We start from the raw sequence: 23,376 nt of genomic DNA on the forward strand, positions 1-23,376 counted from the left end.
GCCCGGCTCAGTGCACGGTCAGCCCGCCGTCGATGCTGACGATCTGTCCGGTCATGAAGCTGCCCGCGTCGGACGCGAGCAGCAGCGCCAGACCGGTCATCTCCTCCGGCGCGGCGATCCGCTTCAACGGCGCGGCACCCTTCATCCGGGCCATCGTCTCGGGGCCGGTCTTGCGGACCATGTCGGTCTCCACCGCGCCCGGGGCCATCGCGTTGACCCGGATGCCGTGTTCGGCCAGTTCGCCGGCCATCGTGCGGGTGAAGGCGACCAGACCGGCCTTGCCCGCGGCGTACAGTCCCTTGCCCTCGGCACGCGTGAACACCGCCGCGCTGACCACGTTCAGCACCGCCGCGCGCCCGGAGGCGATCAGGTGCGGCAGCGCGTACTGGACCAGGAACACCGGGCCGCGCAGGTTGACCGAGAACGACTTGTCCCACGCGGCGGGGGTGATCTCGCCGACCGGTTGCGCCAGTTCGTTCGCGGCGTTGTTGACCACGATGTCGATGCCGCCGAAGTGCTCGACGGTCGCGTCCACCAGAGCGGCCAATCGATCGAGATCGCCGCAGTGGGTGGCCACCGCGAGCGCCCGGCCGCCGGCCGCGGTGATCTCCTCGGCCACCGCGTCACACGCGTCCGCCTTGCGGCTCGCGATCACCACCGAGGCGCCCGCCGACGCGTACGCGTGCGCGATCGCCCGGCCGATGCCCCGGCTGCCGCCGGTCACGATCGCCACCCGGCCGGTCAGGTCGAACATCGCGTTCGCGTCCCGCACTTCACCTGCGTCGCTCATCTGTCGCCACCTCGTCGTCCGGAACACGGCACGCCGCACCGAGCGGAACCGCCGGTATGCCACCCGGGCGGATCGCAGGTGTGACACGCGTGGAGATTTGCATTGCACAGTCAATTACTTGTATTGCACAGTGAACTACTTCGGTGCAAGGTGTCGGGAAACACAACGACCGGCGGAGGGTGGACACATGACCGGGCTCATCGACGCGCGACGCACGTGGGAACTCGCCGAGAAACGCCTGGCGGCGGAGCACGATCCGCGTCGGCACGCGATCCTGACCACCCTGGTGGCGCACATGCGCGCCGAGCACGAGGGCGACTTGGACGCCCTGATGGCCACCGTCTCGCCGCGGGCGGTCTACCACCAGTGGGGTGCGTCCCCGGTGGACCGTGCCCCCAAGAGTCACGCCGAAGTTCGCGAGTTCTATCGTGCCGTGGTCGACAACGACTGCGGCCGACTCGCGCACCACATCGACCGCCTGACGGTGGATCAGGACACCGTGGTGACCGAGGGCATCCTGCGGATCGCCTATCCGGGACGGGTCCTGGCCGGAATGGGCCGGCCGATGCCGGACGTCGACGCGTTCTATCTGTACGAGACGCAGATGGCGATCGTGTGGGGCTTCGACGCCGACGCGCTGGTGCTGTGCGAGGACAGCTACTCCACGGGTGACGGCTTCGCCGACATGCGCCGGCTCGACCCGGACGAGGTGCCGGCGCGCAAGGGGGTCTGACGGCGTGTCACCGGGGCGCGCCGGGGCCGGCCCGGCCCACCATGGGACACGTCTTGTCCACAGGAAGCCCCGACATCCCCCAAAAGTTTCCACAGGCTGTGGACAACTTATGCACACCTGCGCCGACGCCCACCTCCGCTTGCGCACTCGTCCACGAACACCCGTCTTACGAGCACCCGTCTTATGCACACCTCCACCCCCGACCGTGGCCCCGGCTCGGAGCACGCCTGCCGGATGTGGCAGGAATCCATCCATGGTTGGCATTTCTGCCACTCACCTCGACCCGACGACAGCGACAAGGATCGAAGGCGAGCCGGAAGCCGCCGCACACCTCGGCCCCGAGGACCTTCCCGGGGTGTGCGGTACGCCGATCCGGCCGCTCGATCCCATCGGTCACGGGGCGGATGGGCGCGAGTCGCACCAAGGATGCGCCCGGAGCCTGCCGCGGGAACGGACAGGACCCGGACGTCGCGGGACGGATCGGGAACGAGGAGCCGCTCGTCGCCCGAGCGCTCGCGCGGACCGCGGCCCGACCGGCCGATCCACCGGATCACCGGCCGGGCCGTGGTGGCATCGACGCCCGGCGGGTTAGGTTGCCGCCATGCGGCGCGTGGGGATTCTGCTGTTCGACCCGGTACGGGTGTTCGAATACGCGGTCGCCTTCGAGGTCTGGGGAGTCGATCGCACCGACCGGGGCGTCCCGGCCTTCGAGGTTCGGGTGTGCGGCCCGCAACGCGCCGGGGTGAATCTGGGGGCCGGCGTCTTCTGCATACCCGACCACGACCTGGACGGCCTCGACGAGTGTGATCTCGTGATCGTCCCGGGCAACGAACACCGGGTCGTACCGAGGCGCGACACCTTCCCCGACGACGTGCTGCGGGCCCTGCGGTCCGCGCACGAACGGGGCGCCACGATCGCGTCGTTGTGTTCGGGTGCCTTCGTGCTCGCCGCCGCCGGCCTGCTGGACGGACGGCGCGCGACGGCACACTGGCTGGACACCGAGGACCTGGCCGACCAGTACCCGGACGTCACCGTGGACGCCAACGTCCTGTTCGTCGGCGACGGTTCGATCTGGACCTCGGCCGGCTCGGCGGCCGGCATCGACCTGTGCCTGCACCTGGTCCGCGTCGACCACGGCGCGGCCGCCGCCATGGAGATCGCCCGCACGATGGTGACCGCTCCCTTCCGCTCGGGCGGCCAGGCCCAGTTCGTCAACAACCCGGTACCGGCCTCGCCCGCCGCCCCGGACGACGGCCTCGGTCGACTGCGCGGCCGGGTCCTGGACGACCTGCGCCACCCCTGGACCGTCGCCGAGTTGTCCGCCCTGGCCGGCATGTCCGAACGCAGCTTCGCCCGGCACTTCGCGCGCAGCACGGGCACCTCGCCGCTGCGCTGGTTGTCCACCCAGCGGGTCCTGGCCGCACAGCGCCTCCTGGAGATCGGCGACCTCTCGATCACCGCCATCGCCCGGCACTGCGGCTTCGGCTCTCCCCTGGCCCTGCGCCAACACTTCACCCGGCACGTCGGTGTCGCCCCGAGGGACTACCGCGCCGCCTTCCGCGGCGCCCCGGGCCGCAGCACACCGGGCACGGGCGCATAGCCGAGGAGCGGGCCGGTCCCGCGTGGTCGAGGCACGAACCGGATCGGCTCCGCCCCGCTTCCGTCGACCGCCGTCACCCGACGGCCGACCACCGCCCCACGCCGGGCGCCTCGACCCGGTGGGCGGGTTCCGGCCGGCTCAGGAGCCCGCGGCCACCCGCACCGTCAGGGCCAGGATCGAGTCGAGGGACGGGGCGAAGGCGAGCGCGCGGACCTCGGCGACCAGGGCTCGGGCGTCGCGGCGGCTGCCGCCGAGGCGTTCGCAGGTCTCCAGGTCGAACTGGTAGTCCGTGCTCTTCGCCGCCGGATGCGGCTCGCCGACCCACTCGCCGCCCAGCCCACCGAGCACCCGTTCCGGCCGCAGCCGCCAGGCCCGACACAACTCGTCGATCCCGCCGACGGGGCCGTTCGCGCCGGACGCGGCCAGTCGCGCGGCGATGATCGCGTTGCCGGCCGCGATCCCGGTGGTGAGCCCGGGGGTGCCACCGGTGCCGATCGGCGCACCCGCGAACTCCCCCGCGATGCCCACCGCGTCCCGGACCCGGCACCGGTCCAGCGTCATCAGCCGGGCCGCCGCGAGCGCCGCGCCGAGCACCCCGACCGAGCGCGACCCGTCCGGAGCGGCCAACCGGCAGGCCATCTCATGCCCGGCGATCACCGCGAGCAACACCTCGTCGCCGCGCGCCTTGACCTCCTGACCGACCGCCATGGCGACCGGCAGCACCACGGCCATCGCCCCGCCGGCGCCATCGGGTTCGGGCCGCGCAGCGCCGATCAGCATGCCGTTCGCGAGCGCGGCCGCGGGCGCCGCGAGCCGGCCCGCGGCGTGCCCGATGAGTTCCGCCTCCGGTGGGCCGCCGATCCCGACGGCGACGTGGACGGCGGGGTCCACCAGGCCCACGCGCGCCGCGCCGACCCCGGCCGCGATCGCGGTCAGAATCCGCCGACCGGCCGCCCGTCGTACCGGCACGGGGACATGACGCATCGTCAGTTCTGTGGCCCAATCGGCGAATTCACCCGATACCGGCATGAAAACCCTCCCCGTACCTCGACTGCACGACGGCGTGGTGCCAAAGGACGGCGCAATGTCCCATTGTGACCGTCCTGGTGACGTCGCGTCAGCCCCCAATCACTCGGGCGCACGGGTGGTGGTCGCGGCGGGCGGGCGTCGGATCAGCGCACGATGCCGGCCGCCCGGGCGGCGGTCAGCCACTGCGGGAACTCGGTCAGGATCCGCTCGTACAGCTCGACGTCGGAGATCCGGTCGATGTCGTCCACCTGGAAGAAGCCGGCGTTGTCCACGAGCCGACCGGGCATGGTGTCGATCCGCTCCAGGATCCCGTAGTTCGAGCGGCCCAGTCCGACGAACTGCCAGAAGATCGGCAGCCCCGCCGCGTCGGTCAGCAGGCGCTGGATCTGCTTGCTGCGGTTGACCCCGCCGTCCGAGTAGAACAGCACCAGCACCGGCGCGCCCGGCTCGCGGCGGTAGCGCGCGATGATGTCCTCGATCACCGCCGGTTCGTTGTTGCCGCCGAACACGCCGGACAGGTGGTCGGGCGAGCGCTGCGCCCCGTTCGGCAGCGGGGGCGACTGCGGCCGGTTGTTGCGGCCGTCGATGTACACGTTGTCGGCGATCCAGCGCGGCAGTTCCGGGATGCGGACCGGGTCCAGCGGCGCGAACTCGTCGGCGAAGATCCACGCGTCCAACTCGCCGTCGTCGTCGAGCCGGGCCGCGATCGGCGCCATGCGCTCGACCAGGCGCCCCACCGCGCCGTTTCCGTACAGCTCGCGCATCGACCCGGAGCGGTCCAGCACGATCGCCACCCGGGCCCGCACGTCTCGCAGGCCCTTCTTCTCCAGGGTGATCCGCACCGCCTCCTTGCGCAGCGAGATCCGCGCGCCCACCTCTGGCGGCAGCCCGGCCAGTTGCGGGTCGTCCGCGGGCGCGGGCAGGCGCATGGTCGGTTCGTCGCTGTACGGCGGCGGCGCCCACCCGGGCGTCGCACCCATCGGCGCGGCCGGCAACGTCCCGGCGGGCAGCCCGGCGCCGGCGCTCTCATCGTCCTCCTCGCCGACGTCCACGCCGTAGTCGCTCGCGAGTCCGGCCAGCCCGGTGTCGTAACCCTGGCCGATCGCCCGCAACTTCCACGCGCCCTGGCGCCGGTACAACTCGCCCAGCACCAGCACCGTCTCGCCGCCGCCGGCCTGCACCGGGAAGGTCGCGACGGTGCCGCCCGCGCCGTCCAGCACGGCCAGCGCGAGCCCGCCCACCGCGGCGAACGTGCCCTCGTGCACGGACGCGGCCACCACCACACGATCCACGTCGGCGGGCAGCGCGGGCACATCCACCGCGACCGCCTCGCCGCCCGCGGTCGGGCCGAGGTGGCGCACCGCGCCGGCGGCCCCGGCCGGCTGGTTGTAGAACACGAAGTCCTCGTCCGAGCGCACCTTGCCGTCCGATCCGAGCAGGAGCGCCGAGGCATCCGCGATCGGCGCGTCCGCCGCGCGGCGGATCACCAGGGTCAGCGGGCCCGCGGGAACCGGGACATTGGCCCCGGCGATCAGAGTCGTCATGGTCGTCAGTGTGGCCCGGATCGAGGCCCTGCCGCAGGAATGTGGGCACCGGCCGGAAGACGGACGTGATCGGCATCACGGGTGATGAGCCGTCACATCGTGAATGATCGCCCCCATCCGGTGGGAACCAAGCGGTTATGGGCAACAACGGTCATCATCCGGGCGGCCACCGCGCGGACCCCGGCGAGTGGAGCGAGGCCGAGCACGAACGTGCCCGACTGCTGGTCGAGCGCGCGGCGTCGATCGCCCGCCGCCTGGAGTCGCTGTGCGCCGCCGAGGCGGCCTCGACGCAGCGCGGCCCGGGCCGCACCTGACGGTGCCTCCCGGGCCGGTCGAGGGGCCCGTGGGACCCCCTCGCGACGTCCCGTCCCCTCCATGGCACGTCGTGGTACCGCCGTCACCGGAGTAAGAAAAGCTGACAGAACGGCCGAAGGCGACCGCATCTCCCGGTGTTCGCACAGGAGATACGGCCGCCCCCGACCGTCTTCGCACAGCTCGCTCCGCGCACCACGTGCGCGCAGCGTGTTCTTCGCACCGCTCACTCGACCGCCGTGCACCGCGTCGCGGGCACCGCACGGCGTACGCCGAACGTTCGGGACCGAGGCGGTCCCGGGAGGTTCTAGCGCAGGACCAACTGCTGGCCCGGGAGGATCAGGTCGGGGTTGCTGCCGACCACACCCTGGTTCTTCGCGTACAGCGCCTGCCAGCCGCCGCCCACGTTGTTCGCCGCGGCGATCGCGCTGAGGGTGTCACCGGTCTTGACGACGTAGGCGCCCTCGGTCGAGGTGGTCGGCGCGGTCTCGGCGACCGGAGCCGCGGCCGGCTTGCTCGCCGGAGCGGCCTTCTTCGGCGTCTCGCTCTGCGGCGCGACGACGACCTTCTTCGGGGTGCTCTTGGGGGTGGTGCTCTTCGGGGTCGACTCCTTCTTCGGGGTCGACTTCTTCGGGGTGGTGCTACCGGCGTCCGGGCTGCCGCCACCGCGGGTCAGTCCGGCCTTGACCGAGCACACCGGCCAGGCGCCCGGGCCCTGGGACTTGAGCACGTTCTCGGCGACCCGGATCTGCTCGGCCTTCGAGGCGTTCTGCGGGCTGCCGGTACCGCCGTTGGCGCGCCACGTGCTCTGCGTGAACTGCAGACCGCCGTAGTAGCCGTTGCCGGTGTTGATGGACCAGTCGCCGCCGCTCTCGCACTGGGCGACCTTGTCCCACGTGGAAGTGGTGGCAGCGCCGGCCGAGGTCGCGGTCGCGAGCCCGACGAGCGGGGTGGCGGCGACGACGCCGACAATGGTCGCGGTGCGCAGACGGCGCTGGGTACGACCCATGCCGCGGTGCGTGTTGGTGCGACCGAAAGCGTTGCGGAGAGACATACATTCCTCTCGGAATTCCCCTGGGGCGGATGGACCGGCGCGATCCTTGCGGATCACCCCCGCCCGGAACCGAACGATCACGTCCAAGACGTGATGTCCGATGCCGCAACCCCGCGGCCCTCCCAGACCGCGAGTTCCGCCATGCCGTGCCGGCGGGAACCCAGGAGGTGCGATTTGCACATTGCCAGGACCATAAACAGGTTATCCGGCGCTTATCAACCCGCTCGGGTATTTACGCAGGTCAGGATAGGTATTAAAAATGCCCGCCAGACCCCTTCGAGTCGCCTTCCGAGCCCGATCGGCGTTTACCGGCCGGCAAACCTGGGAACCTTTTGCCCCTTTTGACCCACGGTTATACACACCGTGCGATCGCACCGTGACACACTGTCGAATCATCACCGCATGCGATCGCATGATCACGCAGGCCGGCGCCCTGAAGGCGGCATTTCGGGCGAGCCTTAAATACCTTTATGTCCGGCTTACACGTGCAGCGTGAGCGTCATCACAATTCCGGCGACGGTAGCCTGCGGACACACCGGGTATAACCGGCCGGCCACTGCCCCGGACAACCGTGCCGGCCTGCATGTATTCACGCTGCGAGAGCACTCCGCCACCGGCCGGAAAAGTATGCCGAATGCGATCCGCGCCACATCCGGATCTGTGACCCGCGCCACTTTCACCCGCGCGTGGCGCTATTTTCGCCCCTTTCGAGGGACACCACCGCGGAACGCGATCCTCCGGAAGCCGGAGCTTCGGGAAAGCGCGCCGATATCACGATGCGTGTCGGCGGGAAAGCGGATTCCGTGCGCCGAAAGTCGCGCCCGGCGTACCCCTATATATAGGAGTGCTCTTCCGGGGTCGGACGCGCCCCGGTACGGACGAATACGCACCCCGGCGCGGGCCGAGACCCACCCGGGGTCGCCGGGGGGTGCGAGGTGCGCCCGGACACCCCCGGCGCGGGCCGAGGCGGGTTCGACCGGGTCGACCACACGCTTCGACCTTCGACCGGGTCGATCACACGCTTCGGCGTCGACCGGTTCAACCGCGCGATTCGTGCTTCGACCGAGGCAACAACCCGCTTTCCATGGCGATGACCACCGCGTGCGTGCGGTCGCTGACGTCGAGCTTCGCGAAGACCCGCAACAGGTGCGTCTTCACGGTCGCCTCGGCGATCACGAGTCGCTTGCCGATGTCCGCGTTGGAGAGGCCGTCCGCCACCGCGTCGAGCACCTGCACTTCCCGCGAGGTCAGCACCACCGGGGCGGGCCGGCGCATCCGGGCCACCAGCCGCTCCGCGACCCTGGGGGCCAGTACGGTCTGGCCCCGAGCCGCCGAGCGGATGGCCTCGACGAGTTGTTCGCGAGTGGTGTCCTTGAGCAGGTAGCCGATCGCACCGGCCTCGACCGCGCGCTCGATCTCGGCGTCGGTGTCGTACGTGGTCAGGATCAACACCCTGGTCCGGACCGGGAGGCCGACGATCCGGGTGGTGGCGGCCACCCCGTCCAGCACCGGCATCCGCAGGTCGATCAGCGCCACGTCGGGTTCCAGCCGCTCGACCAGTTCGACGGCGGCGAGGCCGTCACCCGCCTCGCCGACGCTCTCGATGGTGGGCTCCGCGGCCAGCAGGGCGACCACCCCGGCGCGCATCACCGAGTGGTCGTCGACCACGATGACCCGCAGCGTGTCCTGTGTCATGTCCTTCACTCCTGACCGTCGGTGGGAATCATCGCCAGGATCCGGGTGCCGTCGCCGACCGAACTGGTGACGGTGAACTCGCCGCCGAGTTCGGCCAGTCGCTTGCGCATGCCGTCGAGCCCGAAGCCGCGGGCGTCCCCGACCACGAACCCCCGCCCGTCGTCGGTGATCTCCAGCTCGATGCCGTGCGAGTACCGGGCGAGCACCACGCCGACCGCGGCGGCCTCCGCGTGCTTGCGTACGTTGGCCAGCGACTCCTGGGTGCAGCGCAGCAGCGCGATCCGGGTCGGCTGGTCGCACTCGACGTCGGGCAGGTCCGCGTCCACGGTGATCCCGGTGTCCTCGACGAAGCGGTCCAGCGTGCGGCGCAGGGCTCCGGCGACCGAACCGGGGACGACGCCGCTCTGCGGGGCGGAGCCGACCAGTACCCGGGCCTCGGCGAGGTTCTCCCGAGCGGTGTGCTCGATGGAGAGCAGCTGCCTGCCGCTGGTCGCGGGATCGCTCGCGATGCCGGAACGGGCCGCCTCCGCCAGCACGATGATCGACGCGAAGCCCTGGGCGAGGGTGTCGTGGATCTCCCGGGCCAGCCGCTCCCGCTCCTCCGCGGCGCCCCGACGCTGGTTGGCCTCGGCCAACCGGAGCTGGGCGCTCTCCAGTTCGCTGCCCAGGACGCGGACCCGCTCACCGCTCTGCTCGACGAGGCGGTGCACCGACAATCCCAGCGGCACGCTCACCGTGTAGGCGATCAGGGTGGCGACGGTGTTGCCGGTGAGCAGGTCCGGACTCCACCCCTGCGGCGCCACCCCGCCGATCACGGTGGCGACCGCGGCGAGGCCGCCGTAGGTGATCGCGGGCCTGGGGTCCCTGGTGAGGAACCAGAAGAGCGGGAGGGTCGCGACGTACACCGAGGCACCGCCGTCGCGCGGGTAGGCCATCGCGCCCAGCCCGACGATCAGCACCCACCCGAAGATGCGCGGTCGCAGCACCCGGTTGCCGGGGAACACCCGCACGATCAGGTAGGCCAGGCCGAGCACGACCGGCAGCCCCACCGACCAGTACCGGGTCGCGCCGGCGTCGTCCGTGCCGGCGACGACCATCGGAGCCAGTCCCAGCAGCACCCAGAAGAGGATGTACCACCGGTGCAGGGTCCACATCCGGAACGGGTCGGTGAGCTGCGGCCGTTCGGACATACCGATCAGCCTACTTTTTCGGTCGTGCGGGCGTCGGCGGCGGGGGCTTGCTCCCGGGTCCGACGCGTCCCGATCGACGGCCACCAGGTCTTCTCCCCCAGCAGCAACATCGTCGCGGGCAGGATCATGATCCGGATCACGAACGCGTCCAGGAGCACGGCCACCGCCAGGCTGAAGCCGAACTGCTTCATCTCGATCAGATGCAGACCGATGAAGCCGGCGAACACGGTCACCATCACGAACGCCGCGCTGGTCACCACGCCGGCCGAACTGCCGATCCCGTCGAGCACCGCCTGCCGGGTCGACACCCCGCGCAGCGCGGCCTCCCGGATCCGGCTGATCACGAACACCTGATAGTCCATCGACAACCCGAACAGGATCACGAACAGGAACAGCGGTACGCGAGAGCCGATCGAGCCGGTGGAATCGAAGTCGAGCAGCCCCTCCGCCCAGGTGCCCTGGAAGGTCGGCACGAGCAGCCCGAGCGCGGCGCCGGCCGAGAGCAGGTTCAGCAACACACCGACCAGGCCCAGGACCACCGACCGGAACGCGAACACGGTGATCACGAAGGTGACCAGGAGCAGCGTCACCACGATCAGCGGCAACTTGCCCTTTTGATGCTCGGGATAGTCCGCGTAGCGGGCGACGTCACCGGTCACCGCGACGTCGACGCCGGACAGCCTGCCCACGGTGGCCGGCACGTACTCGTCGCGTACCCGATCGAGCGAGTCCTGCGCGATGGCGGCGCTGACGAAATGCGGCACCCGCAGTTCCAGCATGGTGATCCGGCGGTCGGGCGACGTGCGCAGCTCGGTGACCCGGGAGAGCGACGGGTCGGCCTGGGCCCGCTGTTCCAACTCGCGCAGCGCGCCGGCCACCTCGTCGGCGCGGCCCGCCTCGGCCCGGACCACGACCTGGTGCATCGACTTCAGTTCCGGGAACGCCTGGTTCTGCCGGTGCCAGGTCTCCATCGCCGGGAGGTCGCGGGAGTAGGTCTCCCGGCCGATGTCGGTCAGCTTGATGTCCGCGAGCGGAGCGGTCATGGCCAGCATCGCCAGCACGGCGACGGCGAGCGTGGCGCCGGGGCGCCGGCTGGTGACCCGCAGCATGGCCGAGGTGATCCGGCCGGCTCCGGTGGTACGCGCCGGCTTGGCCGCCGCGACCTCGCCGCGCCGGCTCGCCCGCTCGGCCCGACGGGCCGCCCGGCGCTCGGCCCGGGCGCCGAGCTTGACCAGCAGCGCGGGCAACACGGTCAGCGAACCGAGCACCGCGACCAGGCTGACCACGATCGCGCCGGTGGCGATCGAGGAGAAGATCACGTCGTCCGCGAGGAACAGCGTCGCGCTGGAGGCGGCGACCGCGAGCCCGGACACCACGACGGCGTGGCCGGAGGTGGCCGCGGCCAGCTCCACCAGGGCCCGCGAGTCGAGCCGACCGGCGGACCGGGCCCGCTCCTCGCGTTCGCGCTTGAGGTAGAAGAGCGCGTAGTCGACGCCGACCGCCAACCCGATCAGCAGGATGACGTTGGTACCGACGCCGGCGTCCGGGAACACGTGCGACACGAGCATGGACAACCCGACGGACGCCGCGATCGAGGACAGCGCGAGCAGCAGCGGCACGGTGGCCATCGCCGCCGACCGGAACACGATCAGCAGGGTGATCAAGGTGATCGGCAGCGCGATCAGTTCGGTACGCGAGAGGTCCTCGCCGCGTTGGCCCTGGACGTCCTTGCTGATCGAGGGGCCGCCGGTCTCCGCGATCAGCAGACCGGGATGGCCGGCCCGGACCTTCGCGGTCTGCGCCAGCAGCGGGTCGACGTGCTCCTTGCCCTCGAGTTCGGCGCCCTTCATGGTGACGTCGACCCGGACCGCCGTACCGTCCGCCGAGCGCACCGGCGCGGCCACGGACAACACTTCGGGTAGTGCCCGCATCCGGTCGACGACCTCGCGGGCCGCGGCGTCGGCGGCGCCCGGGTCCAGCTGTCGCGCCCCGGGCTTCGCGGTGATCAACACCCGCTCCATCGGCTTCTGTTGCAGCCCGCCCTCGGTGGCCAGCGCCTCGCCGCGCCCGGCCTCGCCGACCCGGAAGTCGTCGGCCGTGGCCGCGTTGGTCCCGACGCCGATCCCGGCTCCGAGGCACAGTGCGACGAAGAGGAACCAGCCGGCTATCGCCCGCCAGGGATGTCCGGCGCTCCACCGCGCCATGCGAACAGGAAGTTTCGTCATGCCCGAAATCCTGGTCTCGGCGCCCATATCCCGGACAGGCTCGACCGATGGAACCCGTCGTCCACCGATCGGTGGACAAGCGCGGCGGGAAGCAGCGATGACGACCGCTCCACGAACACCACGACACACACGTGGGCGGCGGCGCCCGAATCCCTCGGGTACCGCCGCCCACGTGTGTTCTCGTGCGTCCGCGTTGCTTCCTGCGGAGGACGTGGGATTCGAACCCACGAGCAGAGTCACCCCTGCTAGCAGTTTTCAAGACTGCCGCCATCGGCCACTAGGCGAGTCCTCCACACCCGTTCTGACCTCATCACTTACCCAGCAGACGAGCCCGGAGGCTCTTCCACTGGCCGCAAATTGGCCGCACGGGTGTCAGAGACATCCTCGTTGAGCTTGTCGCCCCACGCATCCGTCTCGTTCTCGAAGAGATGAGCATAGATGCTCAACGTCGTCGTTGCCTTCGAGTGTCCCAGGATCCGAGCCACCACGGTGACCGGGGCCCCCTTGCTGATCAGCAGGGACGCGCACGTGTGCCGAAGGTCGTGAACCCGGACCGAGTCCAGGCCAACCGCTTCTTTCGCCGGGCGCCATACCGTCCGGGCGAATTCCGAGGACAGCGGCGGACGCTCGTGCGTCCCCCAGGTGAAGAGCAGGGCGTCTTGCTCCTCACCCTCAATCAGCCACTCGATCTCGGCCACCAGTTCATCGATGAGAGGCACCGACCGAACCCGATGGGTCTTGGTGTCCGTCTCGTGCAGGTGGCCCCCCACTTCGCTAAGCGTGTTCGCGACCTGGACCCGACGCCGCTTGAGGTCGAAATCCATCGGCCGCAGCGCCACCACCTCACCCCACCGCATTCCCGTGTACGCAAGGATGCGCACCAACGTGCCCCACCGGCCCCCGCACGCATCGGCCAGCTTCTCGACCTGTTCCACCGTCAGGGGGACCACCTTGCGCTTCGTCCGCAGACGCGGCAGCTTGACCTGTCGCACCGGATGACGCACGAGGCGACCCGTACGCGTCGCGTCGTCGAGGATGCGGCCCAACAGGTGAATCGACTGACGGGTTCGCGACGAGGAGACCACCCCGATCAGCGACGCCGACCAGGACGACACCGCTTCGTAACTGATCTTGTTAAGCGACACGTCTTGCCATTCCGGCAGCACACGCGAGGCCAACAGCCCGCGCGTCTCCGCTTCCGTCTTGGGCTTGTCGAAGGTCTGCCGATCGAGCCAGCCCCGCGCGTACTCGCCGAACTTGATCTCTCCGGCCTTCGGGTCGATCCAGTCGCCCCGGACGATGCTTGACGTCTGCTGAGACAGCCAGGAGTTGGCTTCACGCTTGGTGTCGAAGGTGCGCGAACGCTCCTTGCCATCCGTGCCCCGGTACCGGGCCCGCCACTTGTCACCACGCTTGTTGATGTGTCCGGACGCCATCAGGCTGCCACCTGTCCCCCGAGCCAGGCCCGGATGTCTTCCGGGTCATACCGCAGCCAGCGACCGACCCTGTAGGCCGCCGGGCCTTCGTGCTTGTACCGCCACGCGTAGAGCGTCGTGACCTCTACACCGAGGTACGTCGCTGTCTTCTCGGCCGACCACAGGTGCTCGGGCAGCTTCGTCAGCTTCCGTCGTGTCGTCACGTCTCCTCCGTCCAGCGCACACCGCACGTGTTCGATATCTCCGCCCGGCAAGCCGCCCCGCCGTCCGCCGAGACCATTGGGAGGTCCGTCTCACAGACGAAGACCTGACCCCCGGCGAGGTAGCCGACCGGCGCCATCGGGACATCCCCACGGCCGCAGACGAGACAGGCCAACCCGTCGAGCCGATCGGGGTCGAGCGCCCCGGCCGAAGCCGGGGCGATCGTGGGGAACAGTTCAAGCTGTCCCTTGATTTGGCTCACTTGGGAGCCCCCAGAGCAGCCGGCGCCTTCGCTGTCGCAGCCCACTCCCACTGCGTCAGGACCTCATCCGGGACGTAGGGGAACCGCACCCGGACCGGGGCCGGGCTTTCCTCCGCGACCACGTAGCCCAGGCCGGCAGTCGCGTACCCGTTGGCAGGGGTCGCCGGAGTGATCAGGTGGCACCCCGCCCCACGGTCGGCAGCACCGTCACCGAGGACCATGTCCGTCTCGGATTCGGACGCCGTCCGCAGGCCGATACGCAGCGGGAAGAAGTCCCGTTCCGCCGCGTACGCCTTCAGGCCGCTCTGTACGAGGGCGAAGACGTACATCCCGACCGACCGCCCCTGAGTCAGCAGAAGCAGACGATCAGCACTCGCCTGATCGCGGCGCTTCTTGTCCGTGTCCAGCACGGCCAGCGCCGCATACTCATCGATCGCGAGCAGCACCAACGGCCGATCCGTCGAGACCGCGAAGTCGCGCCCCGTCGAGTCCTGACGCGCCTGCATCTCCTTGACGAGATCCGACAGCAGGGCCGCCCATTCGTCCGGCTGGTAGGCCACCCGCCGGAAGACGTCCGAGCACATCCGGAGTTCCTGACGCTTCGGGTCGATGCCGTACAGCAGCGCCAGGCCGGACCCCACCCAAGGCCGCAGGTGGTTGACCACGCCCCACAGCACGGACCCCTTGCCGGAGCCGGTACCCCCCACGCACAGGGTGTGCGCCAGCGGCAGCGACACCGGGGCCCCACCTTCCCCGAGCGCCGCATTCCACCGGAACAGTTCGGGCGACCCCGGCCAGTCACGCACGGAGACGATCCGATCCAAGGGGTCGGAGATACGCGCCGTCCACCCCAGCAACCCCGGAGCCACCTCATGCGCCGACACCCCGGGTACACCCCAGTGGTGCCGCAGTTCCTCGCAGGTCTCAGGCGACAGATAGCGCGTCACCGGGACGCCCGGAACCGGGCGGAAGTGGAACACCGGACCGACAGGAGACGGGTGCACCGACACCAGTTCGGGCAGGTGCACGACCGGTTCAGCCTCAGCCAGCCGGACCATGAACCGGGTGTGCTCCTCCTTGGACAGGGTGGAGCGCCACACTTCCTCGCCGGTGGGACCCGGCCGGCCCTTGTCCACAGCGAGGTGAAGTTCCGCCATCAGTTCGGGCCAGCAGAACGAGACGAACTGAACCACACCCGCGCCGTGTTCGCCGTGAATCCGTACGAGCGAATCCCACCGGCGACGCCGCAACCAGGCCCGCGCACCCCAGACGAGGAGCGCCACCAGGACCACGGCCACGAACACCGGCAGCAGGGGGACACCGACCAGCATCAGCAGCAGCGTCCCGAGCACGACCAGCACCGATCCCCGCACGATCGGGATCTGCAAGAGCCGCCACGCGTAGTAGTCCGCACGGCTGTCCATCAGGCGCCCGCCGTCTTCTTGCCGGCCGGCACCGAGCCGTCAGCCGGGGCAACACCTTCGGCCTTGATCGTCCAGTTGACGCCGTAGGTGTCCTTGCCGGACCAACCGTCGATCCACGCCCGCCCGGTCAACCGGTGCGGCGTCATCAGCGCGAGGTCCGTCGCCGCCCCGGGCAGCGTGAGCCGCATCGGAACCGCCTTGCCCGCCCCGGACACCATCACGTTCACGTCCACGTGGAACGCGATCTCACCCGTGCGCTTGTCCGTCTGCTCACGAGTCGCCCCAGCCAGCGGGAAGACCATCACGTCGGACAGCACGATCGGGAAACCTTCGACAGCCATGGAGCCCACTCCTTGAATCGAGATGCCGCACGGCACGGAGATGCCGTTACGTCCTTTAGAGGTGTTGGAATCGACGTCCGTGTGACACGAAGGCCGAAAGTTGCCTTGCAGGGGCATCCCGCCAACCGCGAGACAGCGCAACACCTGACCCCAGTGTGCAGAAGTTGCACACCATGGTCAAGGGTGATTCACGACGTGCAGGTATGGGTGTCCTGTGGGTCGGCATGGGATGCTGGAGGGACCCCAGATGAACGGAGCTTGACGACATGGGACGGTCAGCCCAACCGGTGCCCCCGGACTTGGACGAGTGGGCCCTTCACCACATCGAGACCGCGACGAAGTTCCTCGCTATCGCCAGCGAGAGATCCCGCCCGTTCATTGCCACCGATGACTACTGGTCAAAGATGGTTCTGCAAGCCCTCGAAGGGGCCCGCGTAGAGATCGAGCGGCTATGTGGCGTCATCACGTCATACGCAGTCAACGAAGCGGGCGTTAGCAATCGCGAATGCGCGGAAATCGCAGGCGTCGCACCGAACACCCTCCGCGCTCGGGCAGCTTCGTATGCCATGGAAATGGACGACGCAAAGCGTGGCGTCCTCGCATTCGAACAGCTCAACGCAGAGGCCCTGCGCGATGACGAGCTGTTGCACGAGACGCTGAAGGCACGGGATCAAAAGCGCGTTTAGGAATCCACTACGACGAAAAGCGCCCCGGCATCATCGCTGGCGGCGCTTTTTGCTGAGCCCAAATAACGAGAGCCGAGCGTCCCGATCAGGTGGCAGAAAATCTAGCTGGGAATCTGCAAGGTCAAGCAAAGAAGAACGCCACCAGACCGTTCGGTCGGGTGGCGCTCGTGTTTCTGGCAGTCGAGTCAGTCAGCTCTGCTTGAGCTTTTTCAGCAGCTCAGACCATGCGCCCCGTCCAAGTTCAAGATGACCGTACGCGCGCCGCTTCGTGTCCCGTACGCCCGCCGTGCCGTCCAGCGGCGCGACCTCTACACAGTCCGTGTTGGCCCCGGAGTGAGACGACTTGCGCCAGGCGCGACCGTTCATGTTCACAGTTCATCCAATCTGGTGATTATTGCTTTGCGCGACGCTTCCAGGGACAGCGCACCATTCTTGATATATTCAAAGTTGCGACGATAGCGTCGGATATCCCGATCGCTTTCCTTGAAGTCAGCCCCGCCCTGGTATTCGACGTATACGACGCTTGGGTCATAGTCGCCGGGAAAGTCAAACAGCGTGATCCCACCTACGTACGCACTCACGTCGGACGAAAAAGGGACGACATGAATGTCTACGTTCGCCATGTCGCCAAGATCAACCAAGTGGGCGAGTTGTTCCCGCAGGGAATCTAATCCGCCGATTTCACAATGCAGTACGGCCGCGTTGATGACCGCGACCAGGTTAACCGGATGATCTCCGGTGAGGATCTGCTGTCGCCGCACTCGAATTTCCACCAGCGATTCGGCGTTCTCAGGATCGGGCACCAGAGGACTCGACGTGATCACAGCATGCGCATAGCTCCTTGACTGGAGTAGCCCCGGAACGATGCTCGCGTGCGCCACGTAGATGTCTGATGCCTGCGCCTCAAGCGAGATGAACTCCTCGTACGACGAGATCAGAATGTCGGCGTACTCAGCCCACCAGCGCACGCCCCGGCTGTCCGTCAGCAGCGACTCAAGCCGGGCGATGCGATCCGAGGAAGCGCCGCAGGCGAGAGCGAAGGCATGGATGTCATGCCGGGAGACCGCCACTTTGGCGTTCTCCATCCGGCTGACCTTGCTCTCGGACCAATCACAGAGGTTGGCCACTGCGTCCATGGAGAGAGCCGCATCGGTACGCATGCCGCGCAACTCATTGCCCAAGCGGCGCTGGGCGTACGTCGGCGTAGCAGGCATGGTCCACCCCCAACGGGATCAAGTGTGCGTGCTCATCGTGCCGGCACGGTACTCCGGCAATCCTTCGGTCACTCAATCGAGCCACGATTCACGGTCGTTGACGTGAAAGGTATCGCGCAAGCTTGCAGGCATGCCATCATGCGAGGAAGGCGCCTGTTCACGCTCCGTGCTTTCAAGATCACCATTCCGCGTGGGTGCGTGCCGCTAGCCAAGGCAACCGAAAGGTAGCGCCATGCCCAAACACCTATTTGCCCTAACTCAGCAGTGGACCGAAGAGGAAGTCGACGAACTGATCCGGCGGGCTGAGACGGTGAAGGTTCGAGACGAACGCAGCGGGCTGGAAGGTCAGTTGCTTGCTCGCGAGGGTCAGCGCGTGACCATGGCGTTGGGCGGCAGCACCTTTCGGTTCAGGTTGGACGACCTTCGAGTGCTCGTGTACCTGGACGAGACGCCCGAGGAAGGCGAGGCCGATGCCGACCTATCGCGAGGGTGACTACGTGGAGCCGATCCATTCGGCCGCCCGAGAGGTCCGACACCCCGGTCAAATTCTCATGGCGCAGCCGCTTCCCCAAGCCGACCAACAGCTCACGGTGCAGCCGTTCGACGGGGGCGTCATGTGGACCATGCCGGCCAGCAGTGTCCAAAGCGTTGAGCGGCCGACCCCAACTCAATGAGAGGCAAAACGCCGTGTGGCGAGAGTTCGTGCCGGCCATCACCTACGGGGACGGCACCATTCGGGATGGCGACCCGGTCGTGTGGTTGGACGAGCAGGGAATTCCGCAGGAAGCCGACGAGGAGCACCCGCACGGGGTACTGATTGGCCGCACTGCGGATGAACCCCCGTTGGCCATCGTCCGGCCGCACACCGCGTACGACAGCTCAGGAACGGTCAAAGAGTGGCACGCGCCCCTTGACCGGATCGAGCTTGACGCGTTTCGCAAGAGAGTCGCCGCCGTTATCCGGCGTACTCGTACGCACTACTGCCCGGATGGCGTGATCGTGCGCACGCACGACCGATGACCGAGAAGCAGGCCGCCGACGAAGGGAGGTGAGAGACAATGGCGAAGACTGGTTACGTGATCTGCCCGAAGTGCAATGGCGAGGGACAGGTGGAAGTCGCGCGGACGGACAAGGACGGCAGGACCTACAAGGTCAAGGAAGGCTGCAAGACTTGCAACGGCAGCGGTGAAGTTCCGCAGGGGGTGTGATGGCTGAGGACGAACCAATCCAGTGCACCGGGTGCCAAGGCACTGGGTATGACAGCGCCGGACGTATGTACATGCCCGGCGACCCGAACCCGAACGTGCCGCGCATCAAACCGGTGACAACGATGTGGTCGTCCTCCCGCTGTACTCACTGCAAGGGCACCGGGTGGTTGCGCAACGGCCCGTGCTCCCCCCCGGAAGGCCGCGAAGGTGGCCCCTGGCGCCCGGACGGCACCACGCACCGCATGTAGCACTACGGCAGTCCCACACGGCCCCGATCGGTTCCATCCGGTCGGGGCTGTGTCCTTGAGTGCCCGCGTGCAGAGTTTCTGTACCGGATCAAGGGGCGCCCTGACGGGCGCCCCGGCCGGCCCACGCGCCCGGCCCCGGCCCGCCTTAGCCTTCGGCACAGCGGGCCGGACCGACCGCGCAGCCGGCCACGCGAACTCGCATGCGGACAGCGCAAATTGGCTGGGGCAAAAACCGGGTAGCGGGGTGATCTCAGGTGGGACGAGACTTCTTGCTCTTCTTGGGAGCCCCACCGAGGCCACCGTCTCTGCTAACCGGCGTTCGGTCGGGTTCCAGACCACGAACAAGGGCCGCGCCGAGAAGTCGTTATGCATCCGGTTGCCCCTGACCCGGGAACCACGGCGGAGGCGCATCCCCGGCATCCAGCAGCATGCGCCGCACCCGGGCCGCATCCTCCTTGTGCTCCTGGCCGACGACGACCCACCGAACCACCTCAAGACTTTCGGAGGACGCCGCAGCTTGGGTGTGTTCTCTCCGAACGGCCCGCAGCTCCCGGAACGTCAGCCCCGACCAACCCGGACGCGCAGGAACCGCCGGACGCGGCCGAGTCCACCGACGTTTGCACGGACGAGCCGGCACCCCCGGCCGCCCCTTCGTCCACCGAACCGGGCCCGAGTGCGGACGAGCCGGCACGGCATCACGACCGCGACCAGGACGTGACTGCGTCAGCACGTGCCCGCGAAAACCCCAGCTCTTATGCGCGCGTCCCGTGCACGACCGGCCACCCGAACAGACCGACGAGCACCGCAAGTCCATAGCCGCACCTTCGGCCAGTCGATGATGCAACCGAGCCGGAGCCGTCTCCTCAGTCTTGGGCAGATCCGCCCCGAGATCTTTCGCAGCGTACGTCGTGAGCTTGCCGAGGTAGCCGGCCACAACCCGAGCATGCGACCGGCCGCGACGCGTCGGATCCACAAGGCGCACGTCCACCTGAGAGCCCCACGAGAGCGCCACAGCCTCACCCGTCGAGTGGTCAACGACGTTGCTCCGTACGGCCGTTGCAGCCGCCCTCAAGTCCCCGCACAAGGCGTCCGCATCCGCAGGCGCACAGGGCAGCCGCAGAAGGCAGTGAAAGTGGATCGCGCCGCGTGCCTGCCACTCCCGAACCACGAGGTAGTCAGGCCGCTCCCCCAGCAGTCGGGACCACCGTTGCAGCGTCGTATGCCACAGCCGGCCACTGTGCAGGTTGAACAACGTCTGTCGGTCATAGTCATACGTCCGCATGTCCACAGGCACGCCCCGCAGCGAATCGCCCACCAGGTGATGCGCACCGCACCGGCACCGCCGAGGACTACGACGTTCACCAGGACGTGCCTTCGTGCCCGCCTTCGGCACATGGTGAACCGTGCCGAAGCTCGGAGCCGTCAGCGTCACGAAGACGAACACGGCCGAGGGGTCCATGTCGAGCGCGCCGGTACGAATGAGACGGGACGCGTCACCCCGGTAGAGCTTGGAGCACGACGGGCACTCGGAGGCCCGCCGGTTGCCGCAGCGAATCGGCACGGTGCGTGTGGTGCCGTCAGCGAGCAAGCCCATGGCAGTCACGGGCCGTTGGCAGGCGAAGTCCTCAACCGCCCGACCCGCCGCAGCGCGACGCCGAGCAAGCGCGTCGGATTCCTTTTCCCAGTCGGCTTGACCGAAGCCACCAGGCCGGCCACCCTCGGAGGGCGACGACGCGGTGACAGGGGATGGGTGCAACATCCTCGACTCCGTAACGAGCCGCCGCCGCTGTAACGGGGTCGGCTCAGTCGTACGAAGACGAGGTCAGAACGGGCCGGATACTGGCCGCAGATTGGCCGCAAGACCCTCAGCGGCGTCGGGAAACGCCGCGAAGTGACGCAAGATCAGCGATCACTCATCGGGGGTCGCGGGGAAGGCTCGAAACGCCCGTGACCAGCACCGGAAGGGGTTCCAGTGCTGGTCACGGGTGGGGCTTCGCAGGGGAGTCCTCACGGAGTCGGATTCACCGGCTCACGGTTTTCAAGACTGCCGCCATCGGCCACTAGGCGAGTCCTCCAGCGTCGCGACCGAAATCGGGCGCGGGCGCGATCAGTCTCTCATGAGCGATGGTGTCGATCACTGGGGATTCGGGGCGGAGGCGTTCGGGCCCGGGGTGGCGGTCAGTTGTCGCCGACGCGCTGGCCCAGGGTGACCTCGGTGGTGGCTTCCTTGCCGTCGCGCTGGTAGGTGACCTTCACCTTGTCGCCCGGGCGGTGGCTCCAGATCTCGCTGAAGAGGTCCTCATAGGATCCGATCGCGCGGTTGTTCAGCCTGGTGATCACGTCGCCGGCCTTCAGGCCCGCCTTCGCCGCCGGGCCGTTCGCGGTGACCGGGTCCTGGCCGTTGGTGCTCTGCGCCACGATCTGCGCGCCGGTCCCGGTGTAGCGCGAGTCGGGCAGGATGCCCATCTGCGCGTAGACCGGCTTGTTGCCCTGGATCAGGGTGTCCGCGACCCACCTGGCCTGGTTGACCGGGATCGCGAAGCCCAGGCCGATGCTGCCGGACTCCTGCTGCTGGCCGAACGGCGACTGGCCGCCGCCACCGGTCGAGCGGATCGCCGAGTTGATCCCGATCACCTCGCCGGCCGCGTTCAGGAGCGGACCGCCGGAGTTGCCGGGGTTGATCGCCGCGTCGGTCTGGATCGCGTTCATGTAGGAGACCTTTTGCTGGTCGCCGGAGGCGACCGGACGGTCCTTGGCGCTCACGATGCCCGTGGTCACCGTGTTGGAGAGGGTGAACGGTGCGCCGATCGCGATCACCGGGTCGCCGACCGCGACCTTGTCGTTGTCGCCGAGCGGCAGCGGCTGCACATTGGCCGGCATGTCGTCGACCTTGATCACCGCGAGGTCGTAGCCCTCGGCGCGACCGACGATCTTGGCCGGCTTGGTGGTGCCGTCGGAGAAGGTCACGCTCAATTCGCCACCGGCGGCGGCGAGCGAGACCACGTGGTTGTTGGTGAGGATGTGGCCCTGCTTGTCGTACACGAAGCCGGCGCCGGTGCCGGTCTCGGTGCCCTGACCGGACGCGCTGCCCTTGGTCTTGATCGTCACCGTGCTGGGAACGGCCTGCTTGGCGATGCCCGCCACGCTCGTGGGCGAGCGGTTCAGCGAGGCCGGGTCCACCGGGGAGGAGGACGGGCTGACGCCGGCCGTGGCCGGCTTGTCGTCGCGGTCCACGATCCACGCGCCCACCCCGCCGCCGACACCGCCGGCGAGCAGCGCGGCCACCACGGCCGCGACCAGGATCCCGGACGGGCGACGCTTGGGCTTGGGCGGTGCGCCGAAGCCGGGGTAGCCGGGATAACCGGGGTAGGCACCGGTGCTCCCGAACGGCGGAACGCCCGCGCCGGCCGCACCGGCCGTGGTCGGCCCGGCCGCGAACGCGGCGGGCACCTCGGCCGACGGCTCGCCCACCGGAGGCAGCGGAGCGGTCGGCGACACCGGCTCGGCGTGCGACTGCCCCACGGTGGGCGCCTCGACCGGCTTGGCCGGCACCTCGGACCGAAACTCCGGCTCGGCCGCCGCTTCGGAACGGAACGCCGGCTCGGCGGGCCCGGATCCGATCACCGGCTCCGCCGGCAGTGGTGTGGCGGGAGACGATCCGTGGCCCTCCCCTGGCACCGGTGAACCGACTTCGCCGCCGGTCACGTCGCGGTCGTCGCTCACGGTCTTCCTCCCACACACTTCGGAATCGTTGATGTCCACAGACTCCCCGACGCCCTGTCTGAACACCGTAAGCGCCGGGCGTCCCGGCCGCCCGTCCCCCTTATCCCGGGGTTATCCGCGCAGGTCGAACCCCCTGAACCGGGGTTCGAATCCCGGAAGAATCACCGGAGATCGGCCCCGATCCGACCCCGTCGGGCCGGTTCGCGCCCGGGTTCGGGCCCGATCGGCGGCCCCATCGGCACCGTATCGACCGCTCCCGGTGAGCACACCGGGGGCGTCCGAGGACCCACCCCACCGGCCCTGCGCCGGACCTGCCGACCAACCCGACGGCACCCCGTCGGCACCCCGTCGGCACCGCGACAACACCCCGACGGCAATCCCGACGACGACCCGACGCCGGACACCGACGCCGGACACCCGGCCGTCACCCTGTGCTCACCTCGGGATGGCACGATTGTTCC

General features: G+C 68.9%; 22 protein-coding genes and 1 tRNA gene. 7 read left to right on the forward strand and 16 right to left on the reverse strand.

Going from position 1 to position 23,376, the window contains the following annotated elements; translation table 11 throughout:
- Positions 1 to 7: 7 nt before the first annotated feature.
- Positions 8 to 790, reverse strand: coding sequence for an SDR family NAD(P)-dependent oxidoreductase (locus OG948_RS18005; RefSeq protein ID WP_406297527.1), 783 nt, complete (start codon positions 788 to 790; stop codon positions 8 to 10).
- A 187-nt stretch (positions 791 to 977) separates the two neighbouring features.
- Here OG948_RS18005 and OG948_RS18010 point away from each other — a divergent pair, with 187 nt between their 5' ends.
- Positions 978 to 1,523 carry a nuclear transport factor 2 family protein gene (locus tag OG948_RS18010; RefSeq protein ID WP_406297528.1) on the forward strand — a complete coding sequence of 182 codons (546 nt, stop codon included), beginning with the start codon at positions 978 to 980 and terminating at the stop codon, positions 1,521 to 1,523.
- A gap of 601 nt (positions 1,524 to 2,124) precedes the next feature.
- A complete protein-coding gene (locus tag OG948_RS18015; protein WP_406297529.1) occupies positions 2,125 to 3,123 on the forward strand; it encodes a GlxA family transcriptional regulator in 999 nt (332 codons plus the stop codon).
- 138 nt (positions 3,124 to 3,261) lie between these two features.
- On the opposite strand, the gene OG948_RS18020 is transcribed toward OG948_RS18015, so the two are convergent.
- Positions 3,262 to 4,152, reverse strand: coding sequence for an MmgE/PrpD family protein (locus OG948_RS18020; protein ID WP_406297530.1), 891 nt, complete (start codon positions 4,150 to 4,152; stop codon positions 3,262 to 3,264).
- A gap of 143 nt (positions 4,153 to 4,295) precedes the next feature.
- Positions 4,296 to 5,696: a VWA domain-containing protein gene (locus OG948_RS18025; RefSeq protein ID WP_406297531.1), complete on the reverse strand. Its 1,401-nt coding sequence runs from the start codon at positions 5,694 to 5,696 to the stop codon at positions 4,296 to 4,298.
- 137 nt (positions 5,697 to 5,833) lie between these two features.
- On the opposite strand from OG948_RS18025, the gene OG948_RS18030 reads away from it, so the two are divergent.
- Positions 5,834 to 6,010, forward strand: a complete 177-nt coding sequence (locus OG948_RS18030) for a hypothetical protein (RefSeq protein WP_406297532.1) — start codon at positions 5,834 to 5,836, stop codon at positions 6,008 to 6,010.
- 305 nt (positions 6,011 to 6,315) lie between these two features.
- Here OG948_RS18030 and OG948_RS18035 read toward each other — a convergent pair whose 3' ends face one another.
- The 9 genes from OG948_RS18035 to OG948_RS18075 all read right to left on the reverse strand — a co-directional run bounded on the left by OG948_RS18035 (position 6,316) and on the right by OG948_RS18075 (position 15,836).
- Positions 6,316 to 7,017 (reverse strand): transglycosylase family protein, encoded by a 702-nt coding sequence (locus OG948_RS18035; RefSeq protein WP_406297533.1) that lies wholly within the window; start codon positions 7,015 to 7,017, stop codon positions 6,316 to 6,318.
- 1,083 nt (positions 7,018 to 8,100) lie between these two features.
- A complete protein-coding gene (locus tag OG948_RS18040) occupies positions 8,101 to 8,757 on the reverse strand; it encodes a response regulator (protein ID WP_406297534.1) in 657 nt (218 codons plus the stop codon).
- 5 nt (positions 8,758 to 8,762) lie between these two features.
- On the reverse strand, positions 8,763 to 9,947 hold the full coding sequence (locus tag OG948_RS18045) for a sensor histidine kinase (RefSeq protein ID WP_406297535.1): 1,185 nt from the start codon (positions 9,945 to 9,947) through the stop codon (positions 8,763 to 8,765).
- 5 nt (positions 9,948 to 9,952) lie between these two features.
- Complete coding sequence (locus tag OG948_RS18050) at positions 9,953 to 12,172, reverse strand: MMPL family transporter (RefSeq protein WP_406297536.1); 2,220 nt, start codon at positions 12,170 to 12,172, stop codon at positions 9,953 to 9,955.
- Between the two features lie 203 nt (positions 12,173 to 12,375).
- Positions 12,376 to 12,464: transfer RNA gene (locus OG948_RS18055), tRNA-Ser, on the reverse strand.
- Positions 12,465 to 12,486: 22 nt separating this feature from the next.
- On the reverse strand, positions 12,487 to 13,608 hold the full coding sequence (locus tag OG948_RS18060) for a tyrosine-type recombinase/integrase (RefSeq protein WP_406297537.1): 1,122 nt from the start codon (positions 13,606 to 13,608) through the stop codon (positions 12,487 to 12,489).
- On the reverse strand, positions 13,608 to 13,811 hold the full coding sequence (locus OG948_RS18065) for a helix-turn-helix domain-containing protein (RefSeq protein WP_406297538.1): 204 nt from the start codon (positions 13,809 to 13,811) through the stop codon (positions 13,608 to 13,610). Before OG948_RS18065 ends, OG948_RS18060 begins: the two co-directional genes overlap by 1 nt.
- Before the next feature lie 256 nt (positions 13,812 to 14,067).
- Complete coding sequence (locus OG948_RS18070; RefSeq protein WP_406297539.1) at positions 14,068 to 15,495, reverse strand: FtsK/SpoIIIE domain-containing protein; 1,428 nt, start codon at positions 15,493 to 15,495, stop codon at positions 14,068 to 14,070.
- Positions 15,495 to 15,836 (reverse strand): hypothetical protein, encoded by a 342-nt coding sequence (locus OG948_RS18075; protein ID WP_406297540.1) that lies wholly within the window; start codon positions 15,834 to 15,836, stop codon positions 15,495 to 15,497. Before OG948_RS18075 ends, OG948_RS18070 begins: the two co-directional genes overlap by 1 nt.
- A gap of 299 nt (positions 15,837 to 16,135) precedes the next feature.
- Here OG948_RS18075 and OG948_RS18080 point away from each other — a divergent pair, with 299 nt between their 5' ends.
- Positions 16,136 to 16,522 carry a hypothetical protein gene (locus OG948_RS18080; RefSeq protein WP_406297541.1) on the forward strand — a complete coding sequence of 129 codons (387 nt, stop codon included), beginning with the start codon at positions 16,136 to 16,138 and terminating at the stop codon, positions 16,520 to 16,522.
- A gap of 189 nt (positions 16,523 to 16,711) precedes the next feature.
- Here the strand turns inward: OG948_RS18080 and OG948_RS18085 are convergent, their stop codons facing one another.
- Both OG948_RS18085 and OG948_RS18090 read right to left on the reverse strand, forming a co-directional pair.
- Positions 16,712 to 16,888 (reverse strand): DUF397 domain-containing protein, encoded by a 177-nt coding sequence (locus OG948_RS18085; RefSeq protein WP_406297542.1) that lies wholly within the window; start codon positions 16,886 to 16,888, stop codon positions 16,712 to 16,714.
- A 2-nt stretch (positions 16,889 to 16,890) separates the two neighbouring features.
- Entirely contained in the window at positions 16,891 to 17,736 is an 846-nt protein-coding gene (locus OG948_RS18090) for a helix-turn-helix domain-containing protein (RefSeq protein ID WP_406297543.1), read from the reverse strand.
- A gap of 232 nt (positions 17,737 to 17,968) precedes the next feature.
- Here OG948_RS18090 and OG948_RS18095 point away from each other — a divergent pair, with 232 nt between their 5' ends.
- From OG948_RS18095 to OG948_RS18105, 3 genes are all read left to right on the forward strand, one after another.
- Complete coding sequence (locus OG948_RS18095) at positions 17,969 to 18,229, forward strand: hypothetical protein (RefSeq protein ID WP_406297544.1); 261 nt, start codon at positions 17,969 to 17,971, stop codon at positions 18,227 to 18,229.
- A gap of 209 nt (positions 18,230 to 18,438) precedes the next feature.
- Positions 18,439 to 18,756: a hypothetical protein gene (locus tag OG948_RS18100; RefSeq protein WP_406297545.1), complete on the forward strand. Its 318-nt coding sequence runs from the start codon at positions 18,439 to 18,441 to the stop codon at positions 18,754 to 18,756.
- A 38-nt stretch (positions 18,757 to 18,794) separates the two neighbouring features.
- A complete protein-coding gene (locus tag OG948_RS18105; protein ID WP_406297546.1) occupies positions 18,795 to 18,944 on the forward strand; it encodes a hypothetical protein in 150 nt (49 codons plus the stop codon).
- Positions 18,945 to 19,556: 612 nt separating this feature from the next.
- Here OG948_RS18105 and OG948_RS18110 read toward each other — a convergent pair.
- Positions 19,557 to 20,951, reverse strand: a complete 1,395-nt coding sequence (locus tag OG948_RS18110) for a replication initiator (RefSeq protein WP_406297547.1) — start codon at positions 20,949 to 20,951, stop codon at positions 19,557 to 19,559.
- A 419-nt stretch (positions 20,952 to 21,370) separates the two neighbouring features.
- On the reverse strand, positions 21,371 to 22,915 hold the full coding sequence (locus OG948_RS18115) for a trypsin-like peptidase domain-containing protein (RefSeq protein ID WP_406297548.1): 1,545 nt from the start codon (positions 22,913 to 22,915) through the stop codon (positions 21,371 to 21,373).
- Between the last annotated feature and the right edge of the window lie 461 nt (positions 22,916 to 23,376).

It is taken from the genome of Embleya sp. NBC_00888 (assembly GCF_045207655.1).
In the GTDB taxonomy this organism is placed as follows: domain Bacteria; phylum Actinomycetota; class Actinomycetes; order Streptomycetales; family Streptomycetaceae; genus Embleya.

What these genes read in the sequence shown, in the direction of transcription:
- OG948_RS18005 (WP_406297527.1), bottom strand. Translation starts at nt 790, where the DNA reads ATGAGCGACGCAGGTGAAGTGCGGGACGCGAACGCGATGTTCGACCTG.
- OG948_RS18010 (WP_406297528.1), top strand. Translation starts at nt 978, where the DNA reads ATGACCGGGCTCATCGACGCGCGACGCACGTGGGAACTCGCCGAGAAA.
- OG948_RS18015 (WP_406297529.1), top strand. Translation starts at nt 2,125, where the DNA reads ATGCGGCGCGTGGGGATTCTGCTGTTCGACCCGGTACGGGTGTTCGAA.
- OG948_RS18020 (WP_406297530.1), bottom strand. Translation starts at nt 4,152, where the DNA reads ATGCCGGTATCGGGTGAATTCGCCGATTGGGCCACAGAACTGACGATG.
- OG948_RS18025 (WP_406297531.1), bottom strand. Translation starts at nt 5,696, where the DNA reads ATGACGACTCTGATCGCCGGGGCCAATGTCCCGGTTCCCGCGGGCCCG.
- OG948_RS18030 (WP_406297532.1), top strand. Translation starts at nt 5,834, where the DNA reads ATGGGCAACAACGGTCATCATCCGGGCGGCCACCGCGCGGACCCCGGC.
- OG948_RS18035 (WP_406297533.1), bottom strand. Translation starts at nt 7,017, where the DNA reads ATGGGTCGTACCCAGCGCCGTCTGCGCACCGCGACCATTGTCGGCGTC.
- OG948_RS18040 (WP_406297534.1), bottom strand. Translation starts at nt 8,757, where the DNA reads ATGACACAGGACACGCTGCGGGTCATCGTGGTCGACGACCACTCGGTG.
- OG948_RS18045 (WP_406297535.1), bottom strand. Translation starts at nt 9,947, where the DNA reads ATGTCCGAACGGCCGCAGCTCACCGACCCGTTCCGGATGTGGACCCTG.
- OG948_RS18050 (WP_406297536.1), bottom strand. Translation starts at nt 12,172, where the DNA reads ATGACGAAACTTCCTGTTCGCATGGCGCGGTGGAGCGCCGGACATCCC.
- OG948_RS18060 (WP_406297537.1), bottom strand. Translation starts at nt 13,608, where the DNA reads ATGGCGTCCGGACACATCAACAAGCGTGGTGACAAGTGGCGGGCCCGG.
- OG948_RS18070 (WP_406297539.1), bottom strand. Translation starts at nt 15,495, where the DNA reads ATGGACAGCCGTGCGGACTACTACGCGTGGCGGCTCTTGCAGATCCCG.
- OG948_RS18075 (WP_406297540.1), bottom strand. Translation starts at nt 15,836, where the DNA reads ATGGCTGTCGAAGGTTTCCCGATCGTGCTGTCCGACGTGATGGTCTTC.
- OG948_RS18085 (WP_406297542.1), bottom strand. Translation starts at nt 16,888, where the DNA reads ATGAACGGTCGCGCCTGGCGCAAGTCGTCTCACTCCGGGGCCAACACG.
- OG948_RS18090 (WP_406297543.1), bottom strand. Translation starts at nt 17,736, where the DNA reads ATGCCTGCTACGCCGACGTACGCCCAGCGCCGCTTGGGCAATGAGTTG.
- OG948_RS18095 (WP_406297544.1), top strand. Translation starts at nt 17,969, where the DNA reads ATGCCCAAACACCTATTTGCCCTAACTCAGCAGTGGACCGAAGAGGAA.
- OG948_RS18105 (WP_406297546.1), top strand. Translation starts at nt 18,795, where the DNA reads ATGGCGAAGACTGGTTACGTGATCTGCCCGAAGTGCAATGGCGAGGGA.
- OG948_RS18110 (WP_406297547.1), bottom strand. Translation starts at nt 20,951, where the DNA reads ATGTTGCACCCATCCCCTGTCACCGCGTCGTCGCCCTCCGAGGGTGGC.